Consider the following 25268-nt stretch of genomic DNA (forward strand, 5'->3'; position numbering starts at 1 on the left):
GCGCCCGTGTGCGCCCGCATTCCCGCATTTTCGGAGGCTGCCCATGCCGTCCATCTCACTTGATCAACTGATGAGCCGCTTCGGCATCACTGCCCCGGCGCTTCCCCTCACCGACCTCCAGCTCGACAGCCGGCGGGTCGGTCCCGGCTCTCTCTTCGTGGCGATCCGAGGCCATCAGGTGGATGGCAGGCGTTTCATCGAACAGGCGGTGGCTCAGGGAGCGACCGCCGTGCTGTTTGAGGAGGATGGGGAATTCGTCCCTCCTGTGGCCCAGATCCCCTGCATCGGCATGCAGGATCTGCCCGCCCGCCTCTCCGAGCTGGCCGGCCACTTCTACGATCATCCGGGGCAGAAACTGCAACTGGTGGGTATCACGGGCACCAACGGGAAGAGCACCACGGCCCTGCTGGTGGCGAACTGGCGCACCCTGCTGGGAGGCAAGGCCGGGGTGATGGGCACCATAGGCAACGGCCTGTTCGGCGAGCTGGTGGAAGCAGAGAACACCACCGGCAGCGCCGTGCAGGTGCAGGCCAATCTGGCCGCCTTGCAGCAACAGGGGGCCGATCTGGTGGCCATGGAAGTCTCCAGCCACGGTCTGGTGCAGCACCGCGTCGCCGCCCTGCCATTTGCCGCGGCTGTCTTCACCAACCTGAGCCGGGATCACCTGGACTATCACGGTTCCATGGAGGCCTATGCTGCCGCCAAGGAGGAGCTGCTGAAGCTGGTGGACGAACCCTGCGCCGTCATCAATGCGGACGACCGCCTGGGGCGGCAGTGGCTGGCGGCCTATCCCGGTGCGGTGGCCTTCGGCGTCAATGGCCCGATTGAAAACCATGCCGGACGACAGCTGACGGCGCAGGATCCCCATTTCCATCAACGAGGTTTTGACACGCGCATTAACTCCAGTTGGGGGAATGGTGTATTATCCGCCCCCTTGCTCGGCCGCTTCAACGTCAGCAACGTGCTGGGCGCCATGGGGGCCATGCTGGTGCTCGGCTACGATTTCGACGCCCTGCTGGCCACCGCGCCTCAGCTGCAGCCGGTGACCGGTCGCATGGAGTGCTTCGGCGGTGGCGATGCGCCGCTCGCCGTGGTCGATTACGCCCATACCCCGGACGCGCTGGAGAAGGCGCTGCAGGCCCTGCGGGTGCACTGCCACGGTCGCCTCTGGTGCCTGGTGGGCTGCGGCGGCGATCGGGATCGCGGCAAGCGGCCCATGATGGCCGCCATGGCGGAGCTGCATGCGGACTGCGTGATCCTGACCGACGACAACCCCCGTACCGAGGAGCCGGCCCGGATCATGGCCGACATGGTGGCGGGGCTTCGCGATCCCGGCGCCGTGCAGATCGAGCACGACAGGGTCAAGGCGATCCGGCTGGCGCTGAGTCAGGCGAGCAAAGAGGACATCATCCTGGTGGCCGGCAAAGGCCACGAGGATTATCAGATCATTGGAACCGACAAGCGGCACTACAGCGACCGGGAAACCGTCGCGGCCGCCTTGCACACATTAATGGAGTCATTCAGATGATGACCCTCAGGCTTGCCGACCTGGCGCAGGTGCTCGATGCCCGTCTGATCGGGAGCGACCACGAGATTACGGCGGTCAGCACCGACACCCGTACCCTGGGCGAAGGGGCGCTGTTTGTCGCCCTGCGCGGCGAGCGTTTCGACGCCCACGATTTCTGCGATCAGGCGGTGGCCGCCGGCGCCAGCGCCCTGCTGGTGGAACGCGAGCTGCCCCTGGCCATACCGCAACTGGTGGTGGCCGACAGCCTCAAGGGGCTGGGGCGTCTGGGCCGGCTGGTGCGCGAGCGCATCAACCCGAAAGTGCTGGCTATCACCGGCAGCTGCGGCAAGACCACGGTGAAGGAGATGGCCACCGCCATCCTGCGCTGCGAGGGGGAGGTGCTGGCCACCGCCGGCAACTTCAACAACGAGGTGGGGGTGCCGCTCACCCTGCTGCGCCTGGAGCCGCAGCACCAGTTTGCGGTGATGGAGCTGGGGGCCAACCACCCGGGGGAGATCGCCTGGACCACGTCGCTGGCCAAGCCCGATGCCGCCATCATCAACAACGTGGCGGCGGCCCATCTGGAGGGCTTCGGCTCCCTGGAGGGGGTCTTCCATGCCAAGAGCGAAATCTTCGAAGGCCTGCGCGAGGGCGGCAGCGCCATCGTCAATGCCGACAACGAATTCTGGCCCAAGTGGCGTGAGAAGGGCATCCGCTGCGCCTTCTCCCTCGAGGATCAGAGCCAGCCGTTCCATGCCCGCGACATCGTGCTCAACGAGCAGGGCTGCGCCGGATTCGTGATGGTCACCCCGCAGGGTGAGGTGGCGTTGACCCTGGCCATTCCGGGCCGCCACAACGTGGCGAACGCCCTGGCCGCCGCCGCCGGGACCCTGGCGCTCGGCGCTTCTCTGGCCTCGGTCAAAGCCGGTCTGGAGCAGATGGCGCCGGTCAAGGGCCGCTTCTGCGTGCAGCGCTGGGGTGGTCTCACCCTGGTGGACGACACCTACAACGCCAGCGTGGAGTCCGTGCTGGCGGGCATCGACGCCCTGACCGCCATGGGCGGCTACAAGGTGCTGGTGTTCGGTGACATGAAGGAGTTGGGTGAGGAGTCCGCCGCGCAGCATGCCCGGGTCGGTCGCCACGCCCGCGAGCGCGGCCTTGACGCCGTGCTGACCGTAGGGGAACAGAGTCGCCACACCGCAGATGCCGCGGCTGGCCGACATTTCGATAACAAGGCGTCGTTGTTTGAAGTGCTTGCGCAAATGATAAAGACACATCAGGAAATTTCGATTCTGGTCAAGGGCGCCCGCGGCTCCCGCATGGAAGATATCGTCGAGATGGTCAAGGGCCATCAGGAGTCAGCCACATGCTAGTCTGGCTGGCGGAACTGCTCACCCCGCACTTCACCTTCTTCAACGTCTTCTCCTACCTGACGTTTCGCGCCATCCTGTCGATCATCACCGGCCTGGTGGTGGCGCTCTGGATGGGGCCGCGCCTCATCCGCCGTTTGCAGATCCTGAAGTTCGGCCAGGTGATCCGCAACGACGGTCCCGAGTCCCACCTCAGCAAGAAGGGCACCCCGACCATGGGCGGTCTGATGATCATCGCCGCCATCTTCATCTCGGTGCTGCTCTGGTGCCGCCTCGACAATCCCTATGTCTGGCTGGTGCTGTTCGTGCTGGGCGCCTACGGTGCCATCGGCTTCGCCGATGACTACCTCAAGGTGGTGCGCAAGAACACCGACGGCCTGATCGCCCGCTGGAAGTACTTCTGGCAATCCGCCGTTGCGCTGGGGGTGGCCGTGTTCCTCTATGCCACCGCTACCCACGACGGCCAAACCCAGCTGGTGGTGCCCTTCCTCAAGGACGTGATGCCCCAGCTCGGCCTGATGTTCATCCTGCTGACCTACTTCGTCATCGTCGGCACCTCCAACGCGGTCAACCTGACCGATGGTCTGGATGGCCTCGCCATCATGCCGACCGTGATGGTGGCGGGGGGCTTCGCCCTGATCGCCTGGGCGACCGGCAACGTCAACTTCGCGAACTACCTGCACATCCCCTACGTGCCCTACACCTCCGAGCTGGTGATCGTCTGTACCGCCATCGTCGGGGCGGGCCTGGGTTTCCTCTGGTTCAACACCTATCCGGCCCAGGTCTTTATGGGGGATGTAGGATCGTTGGCATTGGGTGGCGCGCTCGGCACCATCGCCGTGCTGGTGCGCCAGGAGTTCCTGCTGGTGATCATGGGGGGCGTCTTCGTGATGGAGACCGTCTCGGTGATCCTGCAGGTGGGCTCCTACAAGCTGCGCGGCGTGCGGATCTTCCGCATGGCGCCCATTCATCACCACTATGAGAAGAAGGGCTGGCCGGAGCCGCGCGTCATCGTGCGCTTCTGGATCATCACCCTCATGCTGGTGCTCCTTGGCCTCGCCACCCTGAAGGTGAGGTAAGCCATGGTCATCATCATCGGACTCGGCAAAACCGGACTCTCCTGCGTCGACTACTTCCTCGGCCGCGGCGTCACGCCCCTGGTGATGGACACCCGTGCCAACCCCCCCGGCAAGGAGCAGCTGCCCCCCGAGGTGGAGCTCGTCCACGGGCTGGACGGAGAACGGCTCAAGCAGGCGCACATGATAGTGGCGAGCCCGGGCATTGCCCTCTCGACCCCGGAGCTCAAGGCCGCGGCAGAGCGCGGCATCAGGATAGTCGGCGACATCGAGCTGTTCGTGCGCGAGACCCAGGTGCCCGTCATCGCCATCACCGGCTCCAACGGCAAGAGCACCGTCACTACCCTGGTGGGGGAGATGATCGCCGAGGCCGGCCTCAAGGTCGGGGTCGGTGGCAATATCGGCACCCCGGCCCTGGAATTGCTCAAGCAGCCCATGGATCTCTGCGTGCTGGAGCTCTCCAGCTTCCAGCTGGAGACCACCCACAGCCTGCGAGCCGCCGCCTCCGTGGTATTGAACCTCTCCGAAGATCACATGGATCGCTATGAGGGCATGGCCGACTACCGCGCCGCCAAGATGGAGATCCATCAGCACTCCCAGCACATCCTGGTGAATCGCGACGATCCCCAGACCCTGCCCGATGTGGGCCAGGTATGGCAGAGCTTCGGGCTGGACTGCAACGGCTATGGCCGCTGCGAGCTGGCGGGCCGCCACTGGCTGACCCTGCACGGCGAGCCGCTGCTGGCGGTGGACGAGATGAAGATCGTCGGTGCCCACAACCAGGCCAACGCCCTGGCGGCCATGGCCCTGTGTGACGCGGTCGGCATTCCCCGCGAGCCCCAGCTCGCCGTGCTGCGCCGTTTCGAGGGCCTGCCCCATCGCGCCCGCTTCGTGCGGGAGGTGAACGGGGTGCGCTGGATCAACGACTCCAAGGCCACCAACGTGGGGGCCACCCTGGCCGCCGTGGCCGGGGTGCGCGAGTCCGTCAGGGGGCGTCTGCTGCTGCTGGCCGGCGGCCAGGGCAAGGGCCAGGACTTCGGCCCGGTGCAGGCCCTGCTCGGCAACCAGATCGATCACATGTACTGCTTCGGCCAGGACGCCGAAGTGCTGCTGGCCCTGGGCGAGCAGACCGAGCGGGTGGCGGATCTCGATGCCGCCGTCGCCAAGGCGGCGGCCGATGCCAGACCCGGTGACTGGGTGCTGCTGGCGCCGGCCTGCGCCAGCCTGGATCAGTTCAAGTCCTTCGAAGCGCGCGGTGATCGCTTCACCGAGCTGGTACAGAAGTTATGAACGCCCTTCGCGCAGTCGCAGGCTTCCTGCAGCGCTGGTTGCTCCCGGCGCGCCCCGCCGGTCTCTACGATCGGCAACTGGTGGTGCTGGCGCTGGCGCTGATGTCGGTGGGGCTGGTGATAGTGGCGTCCGCCTCCATCCCCGAAGGGATAGCCCTGGGGGATGATCCCTTCATGTTCGTGAAGCGCCACGGCATGTTCCTGGTGATGGCGCTCGGCATCTCCTGGTTCGTGCTGCAGGTGCCCATGGCCCGCTGGCAGCAGTACAACGGCCCCATGCTGCTGCTCGCCATCGTGCTGCTGGTGATGGTGTTGCTGGTGGGGCGCAGCGTCAACGGCTCGGTGCGCTGGCTGCCGCTCGGTCCCTTCAACCTGCAGCCGGCCGAGTTCGGCAAGCTGGCCCTGTTCGTCTACCTGGCGGGCTACCTGGTGCGCCGCCAGAGCGAGGTGCGTGAGCGCTTCATCGGCTTCATGAAGCCCATGGCGGTGCTGTTCGTGGTGGCCATACTGCTGCTGGCCCAGCCCGACCTCGGGTCCGTGGTGGTGATGTTCGTCACCTCGCTCGGCATGCTGTTCCTGGCCGGCGCCCGGCTGGTGCAGTTCATCGGCCTGATCCTAGTGGGGGTGAGCGCCGTGGTGACCCTGATCATCGCCGAGCCCTACCGGATGCGGCGGGTGACCTCCTTCCTCGACCCCTGGGCCGACCCCTTCGGCAGCGGCTATCAGCTGACCCAGTCCCTGATGGCGTTCGGCCGCGGCAGCTGGTTTGGCGAGGGGCTCGGCAACTCCATCCAGAAGATGGAGTACCTGCCGGAGGCTCATACCGACTTCGTGTTCGCCATCCTCGGCGAGGAGCTGGGTTACGTGGGCGTGCTGGGCGCGCTCTTCCTCATCTTCGCGCTGGCGGTCAAGGCGCTCAAGCTGGGCCATCAGGCGCTGGTGGCCGAGCGGCTCTATGAAGGCTATCTGGCCATCGGCGTCGGCATCTGGTTCAGCTTCCAGACCTTCGTCAACGTCGGTGCCGCCAGCGGCATGATGCCCACCAAGGGGCTGACCCTGCCGCTGGTCAGCTATGGCGGCTCCAGCCTCATCATCATGATGGTGGCGGTGAGCATGTTGATTCGTATCGATTTCGAGTTGCGCCAGGCCAGTGCCCAGGCGCGCGTGCGGGAGGTTTCGTGAGCAAGACGTTACTGGTGATGGCGGGTGGTACCGGGGGCCATGTGTTCCCCGGCCTGGCCGTTGCCGATCGCCTCAAGGCCCAAGGCTGGACCATCCACTGGCTCGGCACCGCCGACCGGATGGAGGCGGAGCTGGTGCCTGCCCATGGCTATCCCATCTCCTTCATCGACATCCAGGGGGTGCGTGGCAACGGCATCAAGCGGCTGCTGGCGGCCCCCTACCGCATCGTCAAATCCGTGCTGCAGGCCCGTCAGGTGCTCAAGACCATCCAGCCCGACGTGGTGCTGGGCATGGGGGGCTTCGCCTCGGGCCCGGGTGGCGTGGCCGCCTGGCTTGCCGGCATCCCGCTCTTGCTGCACGAGCAGAACGCGGCGGCCGGCATGACCAACAAGTTGCTGGCCCGCCTCGCCAAGCGGGTGCTGATGGCCTTCCCCGGCGCCTTCGCCCCCAACGCCCGCACCGCCGTGGTGGGCAACCCGGTGCGCCCCGAGGTGGTGGCCCTGCCGGACCCCGTGCTGCGCAGCGCAGCCGAACCTCTGCGCCTGCTCATCGTCGGTGGCAGCCTGGGGGCCCGGGTCCTCAACGAGCAGGTGCCACCCGCGGTCGCCGCCGCCGGTGTGCCCATCGCGGTGCGCCACCAGTGTGGCAAGGGCAACGGGGAGGCCGTGGCTGCCTCCTATGCCGGGCTGGGGGTCGAGGCCGAGGTGAGCGAGTTTATCAGGGACATGGCGGATGCCTACGCCTGGGCGGACCTGGTGGTGTGCCGTGCCGGGGCCCTGACGGTCTCCGAAGTGGCCGCCGCCGGGGTGGCCGCCATCTTCGTGCCGCTGCCCCACGCGGTGGACGATCACCAGACCCGCAACGCCCTGACCCTGGTCGACGGCGGTGCGGCCGAGTTTCTGCCCCAGTCCGAGCTGACGCCGGCCGCTCTGGCCGCCCGTCTCTCCTGGCTCGCCGGGCGCAGGGAAACCCTGTTGAACATGGCCCAGGCTGCGCGCCGGGTCGCCATCATCGATGCCGCCGAACGGGTGGCCGATGAGTGCAAGCGACTCGCCACCGGGTGAGCCGAACGAGATTGATGGACAGGATGGCGCTGGCCAAGGCCGCGCCCCCTGTCTCCGAATACATGTGTCGCCGAATGAAAATGGCTTGTGGCCGCGAATTGAGAAAGAACTATGACCAAGGTTGAACTGGCAAAACTGCGTACCGTTATCCCCGAAATGCGCCGCGTGCGTCGCATCCACTTTATCGGCATAGGTGGCGCCGGTATGGGCGGTATTGCCGAGGTGCTTGCCAACGAAGGGTACCAGGTCACCGGTTCTGATCTGGCCCGCAACGGGGTGACCGAGCGCCTGGCGTCCCTCGGCGCCCACATCTTCGTGGGGCACAGTGCCGAGCATGTGGACGGTGCCAGCGTGGTGGTGGTCTCCACCGCCATCAAGCAGGACAACCCCGAGCTGCTGGCCGCCCGCGAGCTGCGTATCCCCGTGGTGCGCCGCGCCGAGATGCTGGCGGAGCTGATGCGCTTCCGCCACGGCATCGCAATCGCCGGCACCCACGGCAAGACCACCACCACCAGCCTGGTGGCGAGCATCTACGCCGAGGCGGACAGGGATCCCACCTTCGTCATCGGCGGCCTGCTCAACAGCGCCGGCACCAATGCCCGCCTGGGCAGCAGCCGTTATCTGATTGCGGAAGCGGACGAGAGCGACGCCTCCTTCCTGCATCTGCAGCCCATGGTCTCCATCGTGACCAACATCGAAGCGGATCACATGGACACCTATTGCGGCGACTTCTCCAAGTTGAAGGCCACCTTCATCGACTTCCTGCACAACCTGCCGTTCTACGGCCTGGCCGTGGTCTGCGTGGATGACCCCGTGATCCGCGGCATGCTGCCGGAGATCGCCCGCCCGACCATCACCTATGGCCTGTCTGATGACGCCGATGTGCAGGTGCTGGACTTCGTGCAGACCAGCAACCGCAGCCGATTCAGGGTCCGTCGCAAGGATGCTGGCGAGTTGGAGGTGACCCTGAATCTGCCGGGCATCCACAACGCGCTCAATGCCGCCGCCGCCATCGCGGTGGCGACCGAAGACGGCATAGGTGACGAGGCCATCATCCGGGCGCTCGCAAAGTTCGAAGGGGTGGGACGTCGCTTCCAGCAATACGGCGAGTTCGAGACCGGCCGTGGCAAGGCCATGCTGGTGGATGACTACGGCCACCACCCGAGCGAGGTGAAGGTGACCATCAACGCCGCCCGCGCCGGCTGGCCCGACAAGCGGCTGGTGATGGTGTTCCAGCCCCACCGCTACAGCCGGACCCGGGATCTCTACGAAGATTTCGCCGACGTGCTCTCCAAGGTGGACGTGCTGGTGATGCTGGAGGTCTATGCCGCCGGCGAGGAGCCGATCCCAGGGGCCGATGGCCGCGCCCTGTGCCGTACCATCCGCTCCCGCGGCACCCTGGAGCCCATCTTTGTCGCAACGCCTGACGACGTGCCGGCCGTGCTGGCCGACCTCATCGGCGAGGGGGATCTGGTGCTGACCCAGGGGGCGGGTAACGTCGGGGCGCTGGCCCGCCGTCTCGGCGAGATGAAATTGAGCGTGGATAGCATGAAATCCGGTGCCTGAGGGCCCAATGAGTATTTTGACCGCCAAGCCGGGGCCTATATAATGGCGAACCGGTCTGCAAGTGGCCGGCAAGGCGCGTTAAACGGGGATCGATCGGGTGGAGGCAAGGGCACAAGGGCGCACCAAGGGGGGCTTCATCGCCGGGGTGGCATTTTTCATCCTGGTCATGTGGGGGCTCTACCAGACTGCGCTGGATGTTAAAGACTGGCTGACGGATGCCAGTCGGTTGCCCATGAGCGAGCTGTTGCTGCAGGGGCAACACGAATATTTGAAGGCCGATGAGTTGCGTGCCGCCGTGCTGGATGGTGCCGAGCTTCGCAACTTCTTCGAGCTGGACGTGAACGAATTGCAGGCGCGGTTGAACGCCCTGCCCTGGGTGGCCCAGGTCTCGGTACGCAAGAAGTGGCCGAACAAGATCAAGGTCTATCTCACCGAACAGGACGTGGCGGCCCGCTGGAACGGCAACCGCTTCGTCAACACCAAGGGTGAGGTGTTCAGTGCTCCGGACAGGGTGAAGAAACCCCTGATGCAGTTGTCCGGGCCCGATGATCAGGCCGCCAAGGTGCTGGAAGCCAGCCATCAGTACGAGACGCTGCTGGCGGCCAAGGGATACAAGTTGCTGGGGGTGAATCTGACCCCCCGCCATGCCTGGGAACTGACCCTGGATGGCAACATTCAGCTGTTTGTGGGGCGCTCTGATATCGCGCTTCGTCTGCAGCGGTTTATCGATGCCTTTCCGGTCATCGAGCCCCGTGAGCGGGTTGCTTACGTGGATCTTCGATACGACACCGGGATGGCAGTTGGCTGGAAGAAAAGCGAAGAGAAAGTGAATGACCAACACCGCAGATAGAAATTTGATTGTCGGACTGGATATCGGCACGACCAAGGTGGCGGTACTGGTTGGCGAAGTATTGCCCGATGGCGAACTCAATGTCATCGGCATGGGCAGCCACGCTTCTCGCGGGATGGAGAAGGGCGGGGTCAATGACCTCGACTCCGTGGTCAAGTCCCTGCGCCGCGCGGTGGAAGAGGCCGAGATGATGGCCGACTGCCAGATAAGCTCCGTCTATCTGGGCTTGTCCGGCAAGCACATCGATTGCCGCAACGAGACCGGCATGGTGCCCATCTCCGATGAGGAGGTGACCCAGGAGGACGTGGACAACGTCATCCACACCGCCAAGTCGGTGCGCCTGTCCGATGAGCTGCGGGTGCTGCATGTGCTGCCCCAGGAGTTTGCCATCGACTATCAGGAAGGGATCAAGAACCCGGTCGGCCTCTCCGGTGTGCGGATGGCGGCCAAGGTGCACCTGATCACCTGCCACAACGACATGGCTCGCAACATCGAGAAGTGTGTCGAGAAGGTGGGTCTGCGGGTGGATCAGCTGATCTTCTCCGCCCTGGCGTCCAGCTATGCGGTGCTGACGGAAGACGAGAAGGAGCTGGGTGTCTGCGTGGTGGACATAGGTGGTGGCACCATGGACATGTCGCTGTTTACCGGCGGTGCCCTGCGTCACACCAAGGTGATCCCCTACGCCGGCAGCACGGTCACCAGCGACATCGCCTACGCCTTCGGCACGCCGCCCCTGGACGCGGAGGCGATCAAGGTGCGTTACGGTTGCGCCCTCGGCCGTCTGGTCAGCAAGGAAGACAATATTGAAGTCCCCAGTGTCGGCGGCCGTCCGGCGCGCAGCCTGCAGCGGCAGACACTGGCGGAAGTGATTGAACCCCGTTACACCGAGTTGCTCTCCATGGTGAATGACGAGCTGGTGCGGGTGCAGAGCGAATTGAAGGCACAGGGGGTCAAGCATCAGCTGGCCGCCGGTGTGGTCTTGACCGGTGGCGCGGCCCAGATCGAAGGCATAGTGGAGTGCGCAGAGCAGATCTTCCAGAGCCAGGTCCGGGTGGGCGAACCCATGAATATCCGGGGATTGAGCGATTACGTACAGGCGCCGGTGTACTCGACTGCGGTCGGGTTGCTGCAGTACGGCCGCACCAATCAATCCACCGGCAGTAGCAAGGAATATGCCGCCAAGGCAAGCGTAGGTGGGCTGGTCAAACGGGTCAGCAACTGGTTGCGTGGCGAGTTCTAAAGATTTTGCTGAGTCAGGCAAATAAAGCGGAGAGACAACATGTTTGAATTTATGGATAGCCACACTGACGAAGCCGTCATCAAGGTGATAGGTGTGGGTGGCGGCGGCGGCAACGCAGTCGAGCACATGGTTCGTCAAAACATCGAGGGTGTTGAGTTCATTACCGTCAACACCGACGCCCAGGCGCTGCGCAACTCCAGTGCCAACACCACGCTGCAGATCGGTGGTGGCATCACCAAGGGTCTGGGTGCCGGGGCCAACCCGGAAGTGGGCCGTGACGCCGCCATGGAAGACAGGGAAGCGCTGCGCGAGCTGCTGACCGGTTCCGATATGGTGTTCATCGCCGCCGGCATGGGCGGTGGTACCGGGACGGGCGCCGCGCCGATCGTGGCCGAAGTGGCCCGTGAGATGGGTATCCTGACCGTTGCCGTCGTGACCAAGCCGTTCTCCTTCGAAGGGAAGAAGCGGATGGGCTTCGCCGCCCACGGTATCGAGGAGCTGTCCAAGAACGTCGACTCCCTGATCACCATCCCCAACGACAAGTTGCTGAAGGTGCTGGGGCGTGGCATCTCCCTGCTGGACGCCTTCAAGGCGGCCAACGACGTGCTGCTGGGCGCGGTACAGGGCATTGCCGAGCTGATCACCCGTCCGGGCCTGATCAACGTCGACTTCGCGGACGTGCGTACCGTGATGCGCGAGATGGGGACCGCCATGATGGGTACCGGCTCCGCCTCCGGTGACGACCGTGCCGAAGAAGCGGCCGAGAAGGCCATCTCCAGCCCGCTGCTGGAAGACGTGGATCTGGCCGGTGCCCGCGGCATCCTGGTCAACATCACCGCCGGCATGGACATGACCATCGAAGAGTTCGAGACCGTGGGTAACGCGGTCAAGGCCTTCGCGTCCGAGAACGCCACCGTGGTGGTGGGTACCGTCATCGATCCGGAGATGCACGACGAACTGCGCGTCACCGTGGTGGCCACCGGTATCGGTGCCGAGCGCAAGCCCGACATCACCCTCGTCAAGAACAACATGGTCCAGGAACGTCCGGCCCGTCAGCCCCTGATCAGCGAAGCGCTGCAGTCTCGCGTGATGGAAGAGGCGCCGGCCAAGGTGGTGAACGCCGAGCCCCAGGCTCGTCGCGAACCGGATTATCTCGATATTCCTGCGTTCCTGCGCAAACAGGCAGACTAAGCCTCTGATGGCTCTGGTTTGTTTGTTGCTTAAGGATTGTGCTAAGATGGCCCGGCAACGACCATCTGGTCAGGAATTTGAGCTGTTAAAGCGGATACGCCCATGATTAGACAAAGAACCTTGAAAACGAGTGTCCAGGCCACCGGTGTGGGCCTGCATTCGGGCCGGAAAGTCACTATGACGTTCCGTCCGGCGCCTGTTAACACAGGGATCGTTTACTTGCGTACCGATCTGAATCCTGTGGTCGCGCTGCCAGCCAACGCCGATCAGGTGCGTGATACCGTGCTTTGTACCGCTCTGGTGAACGAAGCCGGCGTCCGCGTGTCGACCATTGAACACCTCTCTGCCGCCCTGGCCGGGATGGGGATCGACAACCTCTATGTAGAGGTCGACGCACCCGAGATCCCGGTGATGGATGGCAGTGCGCATCCGTTCATCTACCTGCTGCAGGAAGTGGGTATCCGTGAACAGAACGCAGCCAAGCAGTTCGTGCGGATCAAGCAGAGCATCCGGGTTGAAGACGGCGACAAGTGGGCGGAATTCCACCCCTATCGCAACGGCTTCAAGATGGATCTCGAGATCGATTTCCAGCATCCGGTGTTTGAAGGCCGCAACCAGCGTTGCGTGCTGGACTTCTCCGGTGCCTCTTTCGTGAAAGAGATCAGCCGTGCCCGTACCTTCGGCTTCATGCGTGACATCGAGTACCTGCGTTCCCAGAACCTGGCGCTGGGCGGCAGCCTGGAAAACGCCGTGGTGCTGGATGACTACCGGGTGCTGAACGAAGACGGTCTGCGTTACGAGGACGAGTTCGTGAAGCACAAGATGCTGGATGCCATCGGTGACCTGTACATGTGCAACCGCAGCATCATCGGTGAATTCCGTGCCTACAAGACGGGCCATGCCCTGAACAACAAGCTGCTGCGCGCCTTGCTGGCCCAGCAGGAGGCCTGGGAACTGGTGACCTTCGAGGGTGAGGGCGACAAAGCGCCCATCGCTTACTACGACAACGGTCTGGTTCTGGCCTGATAGCTGTGCAACAGGACGTCGGTCATCTCTCCGCACCGACGTCCTGTCATTTGTTTATTCCATCCTTTAATACCGATTATCTCCCGGTTTTATTGCCCGTGCAGGCCCTTGGCCTCACCTGACCGAGAAGACAGATTCCTATGAGCATTACCCTGATCCTCCACGGTAAGCAGCGCCGCAGGTTGCACTTACCCAAACAACGTCTGGCCTGGGTCGGCGGTATCCTCTTCACTGCATTGGCCTTGGGGAGTGGCTGGCTCTGGCAGAGCTGGCACCAGAAGATGGAGGCGCTGGAAGTGGCGCTGACCCTGGCGCAGCAGCAAAAATCCACGCAAGGGGCCGATGAGGCCCGCGAACAGCTCGCCATGCTGGCGGCCCAGGTGGGCACCATGCAGGGGCAGCTCGGTCGTCTCAACGCCCTCGGCGAACGCCTGACCGAGAAGGCGGACCTCGATCCCGAGGAGTTCAACTTCAAGGAGCTGCCTCCCATGGGCGGTCCCTCCTACGATGCGGACCTGGAAGTCAGCCTGGGCGAGCTGCAAGACTCCATGGAACACCTCAACCGTCAGCTCAGCAGCCGCGAAGAGCAGCTGTCGGTACTTGAATCCTTCATCATGAATCACCATATCACCGATGCCGGCTTCATCTCGGGTTCACCGGTGAAACAGGAGCGGGTCTGGATCTCCTCCGGCTTCGGTGGCCGGGTCGATCCGTTCAACGGTCGCGCCAAGATGCACAAAGGGGTGGATTTCCGCGGCAAGCCCGGCACCCCCATACTGGCGACCGGCAAGGGGATCATCAGCTGGGCGGGGCGTCACCCTGAGTTCGGCAACATGGTGGAGATAGACCATGGCAATGGTCTGGTCACCCGCTATGCCCACAATTCCAAGTTGCTGGTGGATGTGGGCACCCTGGTCGACGAAGGCCAGAAGATCGCCCTGATGGGACGAACCGGTCGTGCGACCGGAGTTCATTTGCATTACGAAGTGTTGAAAGATGGTCGTCAGGTCAACCCCGCGCGCTTTCTGAATGCCAGACGGGGTTAGGTTTTTTCTTCAGGTTCCAGTGACGGAACGCTTATATAACCAAAACAGTTGGTACCCATGATTAGCACACTGCTCACCAAGATTATCGGCAGCCGGAACGATAGAACGCTCAAGGCTTTGCGCAAAATTGTAAAACAGATCAATGCGATGGAGCCTCAGTTCGAGGCACTGTCCGACAGCGAGCTGCAGGCCAAGACCGCCGAGTATCGCCAGCGCCTGGAGCAGGGTGAGACCCTGGAGCAGTTGCTGCCGGAGGCCTTCGCCACCGTGCGTGAAGCTTCCCGCCGGGTGTTCGGCATGCGCCACTTCGACGTCCAGCTGATCGGCGGCATGGTGCTGAACTCCAACCGTATCGCCGAAATGAAGACGGGTGAAGGCAAGACCCTCACCGCGACCCTGCCGGCCTACCTGAATGCCCTGACCGGCCGCGGCGTCCACGTGGTGACGGTGAACGACTATCTGGCGAAGCGCGATGCCGAGGCGAACCGTCCGCTGTTCGCCTTCCTCGGCCTGACCGTCGACTGCAACGTGCCCGGCATGGATGCGTCCCAGAAGCGCGACGCCTACGCCGCCGACATCACCTACGGTACCAACAACGAGTTCGGCTTCGACTACCTGCGCGACAACATGGCGTTCTCGCCGGAACAGCGCGTGCAGCGTCCGCTCAACTATGCGCTGGTGGATGAGGTGGACTCGGTGCTCATCGATGAAGCCCGTACCCCGCTCATCATCTCGGGCCCGGCGGAGGACAGCTCCGCCATGTACACACAGATCAACAAGCTGATCCCCCTGCTGGTCAAGCAGGACAAGGAAGACTCCGAAGAGTACACCGGCGACGGCCACTACACGGTGGACGAGAAGAACCGCCAGGCGCTGCTGACCGAGAACGGCCAGATCTTCGTGGAGGAGCTGCTCAAGAAAGAGGGGCTGCTGGCGGAGGAGGACTCCCTGTTCTCCGCCACCAACATCAGCCTGCTGCACCACGTCAACGCCGGCCTGCGTGCCCACACCCTGTTCGAGCGCAACGTCGACTACATCGTCCAGAAGGACGAGATCGTCATCGTCGACGAGCACACCGGCCGTACCATGCCGGGTCGCCGCTGGTCCGACGGCCTGCACCAGGCTGTCGAGGCGAAGGAAGGGGTCAAGATCCAGAACGAGAACCAGACCCTGGCCTCCATCACCTTCCAGAACTACTTCCGCCTGTACGACAAGCTGGCGGGCATGACGGGTACTGCCGACACCGAAGCCTTTGAATTCCAGCAAATTTATGGCCTGGATACCGTGGTCATCCCGACCAACAAGCCCATGGTGCGCAAGGACATGGGGGATCTGGTCTACCTGACCGCCCAGGAGAAATACGCCGCCATCGTGCAGGACATCCGCGACTGCGTGCAGCGCGGCCAGCCGGTGCTGGTCGGTACCGTCTCCATCGAGAACTCCGAGCTGCTCTCCGGCATCCTGACCAAGGAAAACATCCCGCACAAGGTGCTGAACGCCAAGTTCCACGCCATGGAGGCGGAGATCGTCGCCCAGGCGGGCCAGACCGGTGCCGTGACCATCGCCACCAACATGGCGGGCCGGGGTACCGACATCGTGCTCGGCGGCAACTGGCAGGCGGAGATCGCCCAGCTGGAGAACCCGACCAGCGAGCAGATCGCCGAGCTGAAAGCCGCCTGGCAGGTGCGTCACGATGCCGTGCTGGCCGCCGGTGGCCTGCACATCATAGGTACCGAACGCCACGAATCCCGTCGTATCGACAACCAGCTGCGCGGCCGTTCCGGTCGCCAGGGTGACCCGGGCTCCTCCCGCTTCTACCTCTCCATGGAAGACACCCTGATGCGGATCTTCGCCTCCGATCGCGTGACCGGCATGATGAAGAAGCTGGGCATGGAAGAGGGCGAGGCCATCGAACACCCCTGGGTGACCAAGGCCATCGAAAACGCCCAGCGCAAGGTGGAGGGTCGCAACTTCGATATCCGCAAGAACCTGCTGGAGTTCGACGACGTGGCCAACGATCAGCGCAAGGTGGTCTACGAGCAGCGCAACGAGCTGCTGGACACCAGCGACATCTCCGAGACCATCCACGTCATCCGTGACGACGTCTATGGCAGCGTCATCGACGAATACATCCCGCCCCAGTCCCTGGAGGAAATGTGGGACGTGCCGGGTCTGGAGGCGCGCCTGAAGTCCGACTTCGCGCTGGATCTGCCGCTGCAGCAGTGGCTGGCGGAAGACGACAAGCTGTATGAGGAGAAGCTGCGCGAGCGCATCCTGGAAGAGGCCACCAGACTCTATGCCCACAAGGAGGAGCTGGTCGGCAAGGAGGTGCTGCGCAACTTCGAGAAGGCGGTGATGCTGCAGACCCTGGATGGCTTGTGGAAGGAGCATCTGGCGGCCATGGATCACCTGCGTCAGGGCATCCATCTGCGCGGCTACGCCCAGAAGAACCCCAAGCAGGAGTACAAGCGCGAGTCCTTCGATCTGTTCACCCAGATGCTGGAGACCCTCAAGCGCGACGTGGTCAGCATCCTGAGCCGTGTCCAGGTGCAGGAGCGCGACGTGGAGGCGATGGAAGAGCAGCAGCGCCAGCAGGCACAAGCGGCTCCCCGCACCTATACCCACGCCGCCGCCGAGAACCAGTTGGCCGACGACGAGGCCCAGCCCGAACCGGGTCACGTCACCTTCGTGCGGGACGAGCAGAAGGTGGGCCGCAACGATCCCTGCCCCTGCGGCTCCGGTAAGAAATACAAGCACTGTCACGGTCAGTTGACCTGACACCCTGCCATGATGAATACACCGCCTCCGGGCGGTGTATTTGTTTCCGGGACAGGAGGAGATCGCCGATGAGCAAGCTGCCGGCGGGGTGGGATGACGAGGCACATAGCCATTGGTCGAGGGGGGATCGCCAGCAGGCTGTCCAGCAGGTGCTGATGAGGCTGAACGAGGCAAGGATCAAGCCCGTTCCCCTGCAGCTGCAGTTGGCCTATTACCTCTTTTTGTCAGGGGATCCCGCCTCGGCCGCCCAGGTACTGATGCTGCCGCACCAGGGCTCGCCCGAGGACGACGAGGTGCTGCGCAATCTCTGCGTCTGTCTCTCCCGCTCGGGTCAGCATGAGCGGGCCGTGGTTCATCTGACCGAGCTGGTCCGCCGTGAGCCGGCCGATTATCTGACCTATGACGGACTCTGCTCTTCCCTCGCCAAGCTTGGGCGCTATGCCGAAGCCGCGGTGGCGGGGGCCCGGGCCCTGACCCTCAAGGATGAGGCCGTCTCGCAGCCCGTCGAGGGGTGGGTGCTGCCGGCAGAGGGGCCGGCAGCCTGGCTGGCCGGGCAGGGGGAGAGGCAGCCCGTCATCGCCTTCTCCCTCTGGGGCAAGCAGGCCCGTTACTTGCGGGGAGCGCTCGACAATGTGCTGGCCGCAGCCTACCTCTATCCCGGCTGGCGGGTGCGCTTCTACGTGGATGCCAGTGTGCCGGGAGAGTTGCTGACCTGCCTGCGGGAGCATGGCGCCGAGGTCAGGATGCAACCCGACGGTCAGTCCCTGCGTCAGCGCCTGTGCTGGCGCTTCCAGGTCACCAATGATCCCGGAGTGGGACGCTTTCTTGTGCGCGATGCGGACTCCGTGCTGAATCTGCGGGAGCGGCTGGCGGTCGATGACTGGCTTGCATCGGGGCGCTGGTTCCATATCATGCGTGACTGGTGGAGCCACACCGATCTGGTGCTGGCAGGCATGTGGGGCGGTGTGGCCGGCGTGCTTCCGCCCTTGCAGCCGCTGCTGGAGGGTTATCAATCCAGGACCATGGAGACGCCGAATATCGATCAGTGGTTCCTGCGTGACTGCCTGTGGCGCTATCTGCGCCAGAGCGCGCTGGTACATGATCGCTGCTTTGCTCCGGCAGGCGTCGTCCCCTGGCCGCAGCCGGCCCCGGCGGGCAATGAACATGTGGGGCAGGATCTCTTCAGGGCCCAGGGGGAAAAGCAGGCCGCTCGGCTGGCCCCCTGGATCGCCCGTGTGTCGTGTTTACGTTGAGGACAATGATGGAACAGAAGAAACGGATCTGGGTGGCGGTCGGTGTCATCGAGAACGAACGGGGCGATATCTTCATCGCCAAACGCTCCGCCGATCGCCATCAGGGGGATCGTTGGGAGTTTCCGGGGGGCAAGGTGGAGTCGGGGGAAGACCTGCTCACCGCGCTGGACAGAGAGCTGTGGGAAGAGATCGGGATCCGGGTGCAGGACTGCGCTCCCTTCATGGAGCTGCACCACGACTACCCCGACAAGCAGGTGTTGCTGGATATCTGGAAGGTAACCCGTTTCCATGGCGAGCCCTTCGGCAAGGAGGGGCAGGAGTGCCGCTGGGTGCCGCTGGCCTCGCTCCACGAGTACCACTTCCCGGATGCCAACGGCCCCATAGTGGCGCGGCTGCAAGCCTCGCTGGCCTGAGGGCAGAGCACAACCATTGAAAAAGGGCCGGTCAGGCCCTTTCTTGATCGTGTTGTGTTTATTGCCAGGGATCGCCCTGTTCCGGGTCGGGCAGCAGATCCGGGTTGATCTCGCCGGGAATGCGCTTCTCTTCGTCGGCCCATTCACCGAGATCGATCAGCTGGCAGCGCTTGCTGCAGAAGGGGCGAAACGGGCTCTCGGGAGTCCATTCAACCTCACTCTGACAGGTGGGGCATTTTACCTTGGTGACCATGTCGTTCTCTCCTTAGCAGCAGGCGAGCTGGAAGGGAACGTCACCAATCTGCTGTTCCGTGGTCGGCAGGAAGCGCAGGGCGAAGCGGTTCTTGTGGCCGCTCAGGGTGGGGTAGCAGGCTTGTCCATTGGGCAAGCGAATACGGATAAGTTCGGCCCCTTCGGCGGTGTCCTGGAAGAAGCCGTTGGTGGCCACCTGATCGCTGAAGTTGCCCGACTCGCGCCACAGGCGCAGCAGCAGGGAGATGGCGTTCATCAGCAGGGTGATGTCGCTGAGCCATTGCTGCATCTGCTGGTGGCGGGCGACGGCTGGCGTGGCCAGCCAGTGATGCAGCTGGGGTACGTCGAAGGCGCACAGCCCCCCCGGAATGGAGAAACGCTGGCGGATGGATCCGAGCAGGCGATCTTCCTTCAGGCGGGCACCGGGACGGGGGGAGTTGAGCAGGCTGCGGGAGAGCTGAGTGCTTTCCTGCTGCATCCGCTGGATCTGCTCGAGGTCGACGTCAGGCAGGCTGGCCCAGTGGCTCAGCCGCTGGCCGAGGCGCTCCAGATCCTTGATGAGATCGGCACGCAGGTCGCCGCGCTCCAGCAGCTCCTGCAAATCGAACAACCCCTTGAAGAAGGCGATGTGTGCCCAGGACTGGTCACTCTCCAGATTGTCGCGGATCTGGGAAAACAGGGACTCCAGACGAAGATAGGTCCGGCTTTTTTCATTGAGGGGGAAATCGTAAATCATGCCTAATCCTGGCCAGCCATAAACCGGCCTAGTGTACTCACTGTTGGCGGCCTTGTTGAGAGGCAAATGCCAGATATGTCTGGTGCAGGGCCAAAATTCGCTCTCGGATGGTCTCACTTGTGCCACTCTGGTTGTCCAGCACGTCATCGGCCATCGCCAGGCGTTCCCCGCGGCGCGCCTGGGACGCCAGTATCGCCTCTGCCTGTGCGCGGCTCACGCCATCCCGACGACAGGTGCGCTCTATCTGGGTCTCCTCGTCCACGTCGATGACCAGCACCCGATCGGCGAGGGAGGTGAGCCGGTTCTCCACCAGCAGGGGCACCACCAGCAGGCAGTAGGGAGACTCGGCGGCCGCGCACTGGCGCAGCATTTCGCTGCGGATGAGCGGATGGAGCAGGGCGTTGAGCCAGGCCTTGGCCGCCGGTTCGCTGAAGATATGCTCGCGCAGTCGGCGGCGATCGAGCCGGCCATCGGACGAGATGACATCCTGGCCAAAATGGTCGGCAATGGCGGCCAGGGCCGGGGTGCCGGGCTCCACGACCTCGCGGGCGATGATGTCGGCATCCACTACCTCGATGCCCAGCTCGGCAAAGCGGTTGGCGATGGTGGTCTTGCCGCTGCCGATGCCCCCTGTGATGGCGACTACATACATGGGTCAGAGATCCTCTTGCTAGAGCACGACATGGAGATACCAGCGGGTGATGCTATCCCCCCACAGCAGCGCTATCCAGCCCGCGATGGCGAGATAGGGGCCGAAGGGGATGGGCTTGCCCTGATGGTGGTTGCGAAGCAGGATGAGGCCGATACCTATGGTGGCGCCGACCAGGGAGGAGAGCAGCAGCACTATGGGCAGCGCCTGCCAGCCGAGCCAGGCGCCGAGGGCTGCCAGCAGCTTGAAATCGCCATAACCCATGCCCTCTTTGCCGGTGAGCAGCTTGAAGGCCCAGTAGAGGGCCCAGAGCACCAGATAGCCTGCCATGGCGCCGATCACCGCATCCACCAGGGGAACGAAGCCTCCCAACAGGTTGAACAGCAGGCCGCCCCACAGCAGTGGCAGGGTGAGCTGGTCCGGCAGCAGCATCTTGTCCAGATCGATGAAGGTGAGCGCCACCAGTACCCAGGTCAGCACGAGGGCCGCCAGGGTTCCCCAGCCGGGAGTGAGGGTGGCGGCCACGGCGACCGACAGCAGGGCCGTGAGCAACTCGACCAGGGGATAGCGGGCGGAGATGGGGGCACGGCAGTTGCGGCAGCGCCCCCTGAGCCAGAGCCAGCTCAGCAGGGGGATGTTCTCCAGCGCACCAATGGGGTGGTCGCAATGGGGGCAGCGGGAGCGGGGTACCATCAGGTTGTAGCGTCCTGTGGCCGGGATGGGGGATGTATCTTCACCGAAATAGTCGGTGTATTCGGCGTGCCAATCCCGCTCCATCATGATGGGCAGGCGATGGATCACCACGTTGAGGAAGCTGCCCACCATCAGGGAGAAGAGAAACACCAGGGAGAGATAGAGCCAGGGCAGGGCCTGGGCCAGTTCGATCAGGGGCGCCATAAGTCAACCGCTTGCGTTGAGAGAGAAGGGGCCAGGCCGAACTGGCTGGCCCTCTTGCCGAAGGGGCTCAGTGTATCACAGAGCCGAGCTTGAAGATGGGGAGGTACATGGCCACGACCATGCCGCCGACCAGCACCCCGAGCACCACCATGATGATGGGTTCCAGCAGGCTGGTGAGGCCGTCGACCATGTCGTCCACCTCCTGTTCGAAGATGGCCGCGACCTTGGAGAGCATGTCATCGATGGCGCCGGACTCCTCGCCGATCATCACCATCTGGGTCACCATGTCGGGGAAGAGATCCACGGTGCGCATGGCGACGTTGATCTGCATGCCGGCCACCACCTCGTTGCGGATGGCCATGATGGCGGTGCGATAGACATAGTTGCCCGACGCCCCGGCCGCCGAGACCAGCGCATCCACCAGGGGGATACCGGCGGAGAAGGTGGTGGAGAGGGTGCGGGCGAAGCGGGCCATGGCTGCCTTGTGCAGTATGTTGCCCACTACGGGAATGGTGAGGATGAACCTGTCTGTGCTGTCCCTGACCTTCTGGGACTTTCGCCAGGCGCGCACGTAGAGGAAGATGGCGAGGGCGAGGCCGCCAAAGATGACATACCACCACGACTGCATGAAGCGGGAGATGCCGATGACGAAGCGGGTGAAGGCGGGCAGCTCGGCCCCGAAGCTCCGGAAGATCTCCTCGAACTGGGGGATGACGAACAGCAGCAGGATGGAGGTGACGACGATGGCCACCAGGATGACCATGGCCGGATAGAACATGGCCTTCTTGATCTTGGATTTGAGGGCCTCGTTCTTCTCGCGATAGGTGGCAATCCGGTCGTAGATGGTTTCCAGTGCGCCGGACTGCTCTCCGGCCTCGACCAGGTCGCAATAGAGATCGTCGAAGTAACGGGGGTGACGGTGCAACGCCTCGGACAGCGGGGTACCTGTCTCCACATCGGCGGCGATCTGGCCGATCAGTTCGCGCACCGCCGCCTTTTCATGGCCGCGTGCGATGATCTGCAGGCTCTGTACCAGGGGCACGCCGGCGGAGAGCATGGTGGTGATCTGGCGGGAGATGACGGCGATGTCCATCGGCTTGATCCGGGCGCCGCCCTTGGAGAACAGCCCCTGTCCCTGCTTGCTGACCTTGGTGACATTGACGCCCTGCTTGCGCAGTTCCGCCTTGACGGTATTGATGCTGTCGGCCTGCAACTCGCCGGACACCTTCTGTCCCTTGCGATTGAACCCGTGCCAGCGGAAGGAGAAGACCTTTTTTGGTGCGTTCTGTTTTTGAGCTAATGTGGCCATCACTGCATCCTGCAATTGGGCGACGGTAGCCGGGTGCTGCTGCCCATCCGGCTCATCTTGGCTTGAAGAACATCATCGGGGTGATGGCAGCGGCTTCACCCGGTGAGATGACTCGAACACAGCGTACTCAGTTGGTAGTGATCCTGTTTATTTCGGCCAGGCTGGTGACTCCCAGGCGGGCTTTTTCAAGGCCGGAGGTGCGCAGGGTACGCATCCCTTCCTTCTGGGCGATGGCCGCGATTTGCAGCGAGTTGGCGCCCTGCATGATGAGCTTGGCGATGTTGTCTGACATCAGCATGATCTCATAGATCCCGACCCGTCCTCGGTAGCCTCCCGAGCACTCCTTGCACCCCACGGGCTTGAACAGGCGCAAGCCGGCGGCCAGTTGCTGCTGGGTAAAGCCCAGCTCCAGCAGCTCGGCTTCCGGCACCACCTCGGGCGCCTTGCAGTGATCGCACAGCTTGCGGGCGAGGCGCTGGGCCATGATGAGGGTGACCGAGGAGGCGATGTTGAAGGCGGGGACACCCATGTTCATCATCCGGGTGAGCGTCTCGGCCGCCGAATTGGTGTGCAGGGTGGACAGCACCAGGTGGCCGGTCTGGGCGGCCTTGATGGCGATCTCGGCGGTTTCCAGATCCCGGATCTCCCCCACCATGACGATGTCGGGATCCTGGCGCAGGAAGGAGCGCAGGGCGCTGGCGAAGGTGAGCCCCGCCTTGGGGTTGATCTGCACCTGGTTCACGCCGGGCAGGTTGATCTCCACCGGATCCTCGGCGGTGGAGATGTTGACCTCGTTGGTATTGAGGATGTTGAGACCGGTATAGAGTGACACCGTCTTGCCCGAGCCCGTGGGGCCGGTGACCAGTATCATCCCCTGGGGTTTGGAGAGGGCATGCAGGTATTGCCCTTTCTGGCGGTCGTCAAAGCCGAGTTGATCGATATTGAGCCTGGCTGCAGATGAATCCAGTAGCCGGATGACGATCTTTTCGCCCCACATGGTGGGCAGGGTGTTGACCCGCATGTCCATGGATCTGTTGCGCGAAATCTTGAGCTTGATCCGGCCATCCTGGGGCAGACGCCGCTCGGCGATGTCGAGCCGCGCCATGACTTTTAAGCGCGCCGCGAAACGGTTTGCCAGGTTCACCGGCGGGGTGGCGATTTCGTGCAGTATGCCGTCGATCCGGAAGCGGATCCGGTACTTGGTCTCGTAAGGTTCGAAATGCAGATCCGATGCGCCGCGCTTGATGGCGTCCATCATGATCTTGTGGATGTACTTGACGATGGGGGCGTCATCGTCGGCCGTATTGACGCTTTCATCGAGGCGGGAGTTCTCGTCGGACACCTCGAGCTCGGAGATCTCGGTCTCGTCGATGTGATCCATGCCGAGGGTATCCTGCTCGCCCTCCATCAATTTACCGATGGCGGCGGTCAGCTTGCTCTCCTCGACCAGCAGGGCTTCCGTGTGCAGACCGAAACTGAAGCCGAAATCCTCCAGGGCCGACACATTGGTCGGATCCGACATGGCGATATAGAGGGTGTGGCCCTGGGTATAGATGGGCAGGACGTGGTGTTTTTCAATCAGCTTTTGATTGAGGTATTTCTGCGGGATCTCGGCCAGGTCGAAGGCAGCCAGATCCAGCAGAGGTACCCCATACTCCAGCTCGCAAAAGTCGGCGAGGGCCTTGCTGTCGAGGATGTCGTTTTCAATCAGGAAGGTGACAAAGGGCTTGCGCTGCGCCCTGGCCTGGCTCAGATAGCGCTGTGAGTCCGGCTCACTGAGGAGGGAGGAAGCGGCCAGGCTGGTGGCCAGGCCGCTATTGAGGCTAGAAGTCATGCGTTAACAGATGCCAGTAGTTAAACATGTACTACCAGTTGCTGCGTTCTCCCATATGACTTGGCCACTGGTGCTATATGTACCCCCCAAAACATATGTTTTCTCTGCATCAGTGAAAGGAGGATTTTTCCCTACGGCTGTTATTTGAATCGCAGCACTAGTACCTGTTATTGCAACTGTGCTAACGAAACTATCCGCTGATGTGGAACCAGTAACGTTAGCGGGAATACCATTGGTTGCTGGCGTGAAACAATTGTCCGTACCAACTACGAAGCCCCCTTGTCTTTGTGCACACACCTCTACGGCAGTCTTAAATGCACCAGTCGCGGTGATAACCTCAGAAAATTTTGCCTTTTTTGTATAGGTCTGATATGCCGGCAAGGCGATGGCGGCGAGGATGGCGACGATCGCAACGACGATCATCAATTCGATTAGCGTAAACCCTGACTGTCTTTTCATGTCAAATATCCTTTTTTCCATGGTTCCTGATAAGCACAGGTGGAATGCTATCCACGTTGGTATCTTATCCGAGCGCTTCGGGTTGGCAACAGAGGCGGAGCCCTTGTTAACCACTTTTGTGTCATTTAGTGAAAGTTGTAGAAAAATCAAAGATTAAATGGTTTCTTTTGGCACTGCTCAAGGTTGGGGAGGGCCCATCTTCACACTCCTTATGTCGCGGGATCCTGCATAAAGAAAAGGCGCCGATGGCGCCTTTTGCAAGTTTCGAGCCCTGTAATATT

Annotated in this window: 22 protein-coding genes; 15 read left to right on the forward strand and 7 right to left on the reverse strand. The window is 63.1% G+C overall.

The window, feature by feature from the left end; translation table 11 throughout:
* Positions 1-43 precede the first annotated feature (43 nt).
* The 15 genes from murE (at position 44) to mutT (ending at position 18851) form a co-directional block, all read left to right on the forward strand.
* Complete coding sequence (gene murE / locus AB5Y72_RS15685) at positions 44-1528, forward strand: UDP-N-acetylmuramoyl-L-alanyl-D-glutamate--2,6-diaminopimelate ligase (protein WP_324031149.1); 1485 nt, start codon at positions 44-46, stop codon at positions 1526-1528.
* Positions 1525-2880 (forward strand): UDP-N-acetylmuramoyl-tripeptide--D-alanyl-D-alanine ligase, encoded by a 1356-nt coding sequence (gene murF, locus AB5Y72_RS15690; protein WP_324031150.1) that lies wholly within the window; start codon positions 1525-1527, stop codon positions 2878-2880. Before murE ends, murF begins: the two co-directional genes overlap by 4 nt.
* Entirely contained in the window at positions 2874-3956 is a 1083-nt protein-coding gene (gene mraY / locus AB5Y72_RS15695) for a phospho-N-acetylmuramoyl-pentapeptide-transferase (RefSeq protein WP_042077605.1), read from the forward strand. Before murF ends, mraY begins: the two co-directional genes overlap by 7 nt.
* Before the next feature lie 3 nt (positions 3957-3959).
* Entirely contained in the window at positions 3960-5243 is a 1284-nt protein-coding gene (gene murD / locus AB5Y72_RS15700) for a UDP-N-acetylmuramoyl-L-alanine--D-glutamate ligase (protein ID WP_042077606.1), read from the forward strand.
* The gene (gene ftsW / locus AB5Y72_RS15705) at positions 5240-6424 is read left to right on the forward strand and encodes a cell division protein FtsW (RefSeq protein ID WP_161653065.1); all 1185 of its coding nucleotides are present in this window, start codon (positions 5240-5242) and stop codon (positions 6422-6424) included. The genes murD and ftsW overlap by 4 nt, the downstream gene beginning before the upstream one ends.
* Complete coding sequence (murG, locus tag AB5Y72_RS15710) at positions 6421-7488, forward strand: undecaprenyldiphospho-muramoylpentapeptide beta-N-acetylglucosaminyltransferase (RefSeq protein WP_161653066.1); 1068 nt, start codon at positions 6421-6423, stop codon at positions 7486-7488. Before ftsW ends, murG begins: the two co-directional genes overlap by 4 nt.
* A gap of 111 nt (positions 7489-7599) precedes the next feature.
* The gene (gene murC, locus AB5Y72_RS15715; RefSeq protein WP_325783471.1) at positions 7600-9054 is read left to right on the forward strand and encodes a UDP-N-acetylmuramate--L-alanine ligase; all 1455 of its coding nucleotides are present in this window, start codon (positions 7600-7602) and stop codon (positions 9052-9054) included.
* Positions 9055-9151: 97 nt separating this feature from the next.
* Positions 9152-9904 (forward strand): cell division protein FtsQ/DivIB, encoded by a 753-nt coding sequence (locus AB5Y72_RS15720; RefSeq protein ID WP_029314839.1) that lies wholly within the window; start codon positions 9152-9154, stop codon positions 9902-9904.
* Positions 9885-11144 carry a cell division protein FtsA gene (ftsA, locus tag AB5Y72_RS15725; protein ID WP_025328454.1) on the forward strand — a complete coding sequence of 420 codons (1260 nt, stop codon included), beginning with the start codon at positions 9885-9887 and terminating at the stop codon, positions 11142-11144. The genes AB5Y72_RS15720 and ftsA overlap by 20 nt, the downstream gene beginning before the upstream one ends.
* Positions 11145-11183: 39 nt before the next feature.
* Complete coding sequence (gene ftsZ / locus AB5Y72_RS15730) at positions 11184-12335, forward strand: cell division protein FtsZ (protein ID WP_005305686.1); 1152 nt, start codon at positions 11184-11186, stop codon at positions 12333-12335.
* 102 nt (positions 12336-12437) lie between these two features.
* Complete coding sequence (lpxC, locus tag AB5Y72_RS15735; RefSeq protein ID WP_316274202.1) at positions 12438-13361, forward strand: UDP-3-O-acyl-N-acetylglucosamine deacetylase; 924 nt, start codon at positions 12438-12440, stop codon at positions 13359-13361.
* 140 nt (positions 13362-13501) lie between these two features.
* The gene (locus tag AB5Y72_RS15740) at positions 13502-14407 is read left to right on the forward strand and encodes a M23 family metallopeptidase (protein WP_209794193.1); all 906 of its coding nucleotides are present in this window, start codon (positions 13502-13504) and stop codon (positions 14405-14407) included.
* A gap of 57 nt (positions 14408-14464) precedes the next feature.
* The gene (secA, locus tag AB5Y72_RS15745; RefSeq protein ID WP_209794192.1) at positions 14465-17185 is read left to right on the forward strand and encodes a preprotein translocase subunit SecA; all 2721 of its coding nucleotides are present in this window, start codon (positions 14465-14467) and stop codon (positions 17183-17185) included.
* A 68-nt stretch (positions 17186-17253) separates the two neighbouring features.
* A complete protein-coding gene (locus AB5Y72_RS15750; protein ID WP_368199199.1) occupies positions 17254-18438 on the forward strand; it encodes a tetratricopeptide repeat protein in 1185 nt (394 codons plus the stop codon).
* 8 nt (positions 18439-18446) lie between these two features.
* Positions 18447-18851, forward strand: a complete 405-nt coding sequence (gene mutT / locus AB5Y72_RS15755; protein ID WP_174213873.1) for an 8-oxo-dGTP diphosphatase MutT — start codon at positions 18447-18449, stop codon at positions 18849-18851.
* Between the two features lie 58 nt (positions 18852-18909).
* On the opposite strand, the gene yacG is transcribed toward mutT, so the two are convergent.
* The 7 genes from yacG to AB5Y72_RS15790 all read right to left on the reverse strand — a co-directional run bounded on the left by yacG (position 18910) and on the right by AB5Y72_RS15790 (position 24987).
* A complete protein-coding gene (yacG, locus tag AB5Y72_RS15760; RefSeq protein ID WP_042077620.1) occupies positions 18910-19104 on the reverse strand; it encodes a DNA gyrase inhibitor YacG in 195 nt (64 codons plus the stop codon).
* Positions 19105-19116: 12 nt separating this feature from the next.
* Positions 19117-19839, reverse strand: coding sequence for a cell division protein ZapD (gene zapD, locus AB5Y72_RS15765; RefSeq protein WP_042077622.1), 723 nt, complete (start codon positions 19837-19839; stop codon positions 19117-19119).
* Between the two features lie 37 nt (positions 19840-19876).
* Positions 19877-20491, reverse strand: coding sequence for a dephospho-CoA kinase (gene coaE, locus AB5Y72_RS15770; protein WP_368199201.1), 615 nt, complete (start codon positions 20489-20491; stop codon positions 19877-19879).
* A gap of 18 nt (positions 20492-20509) precedes the next feature.
* Positions 20510-21385 carry an A24 family peptidase gene (locus AB5Y72_RS15775; protein WP_368199202.1) on the reverse strand — a complete coding sequence of 292 codons (876 nt, stop codon included), beginning with the start codon at positions 21383-21385 and terminating at the stop codon, positions 20510-20512.
* A 67-nt stretch (positions 21386-21452) separates the two neighbouring features.
* Entirely contained in the window at positions 21453-22694 is a 1242-nt protein-coding gene (locus AB5Y72_RS15780) for a type II secretion system F family protein (RefSeq protein WP_209794187.1), read from the reverse strand.
* Between the two features lie 127 nt (positions 22695-22821).
* Positions 22822-24528, reverse strand: coding sequence for a PilB family type IVa pilus assembly ATPase TapB (gene tapB / locus AB5Y72_RS15785; protein WP_368199204.1), 1707 nt, complete (start codon positions 24526-24528; stop codon positions 22822-22824).
* A gap of 3 nt (positions 24529-24531) precedes the next feature.
* Entirely contained in the window at positions 24532-24987 is a 456-nt protein-coding gene (locus tag AB5Y72_RS15790) for a prepilin-type N-terminal cleavage/methylation domain-containing protein (protein ID WP_368199206.1), read from the reverse strand.
* Positions 24988-25268: the final 281 nt, after the last annotated feature.

The organism is Aeromonas sp. R7-4, assembly GCF_040908055.1.
In the GTDB taxonomy this organism is placed as follows: domain Bacteria; phylum Pseudomonadota; class Gammaproteobacteria; order Enterobacterales; family Aeromonadaceae; genus Aeromonas; species Aeromonas sanarellii.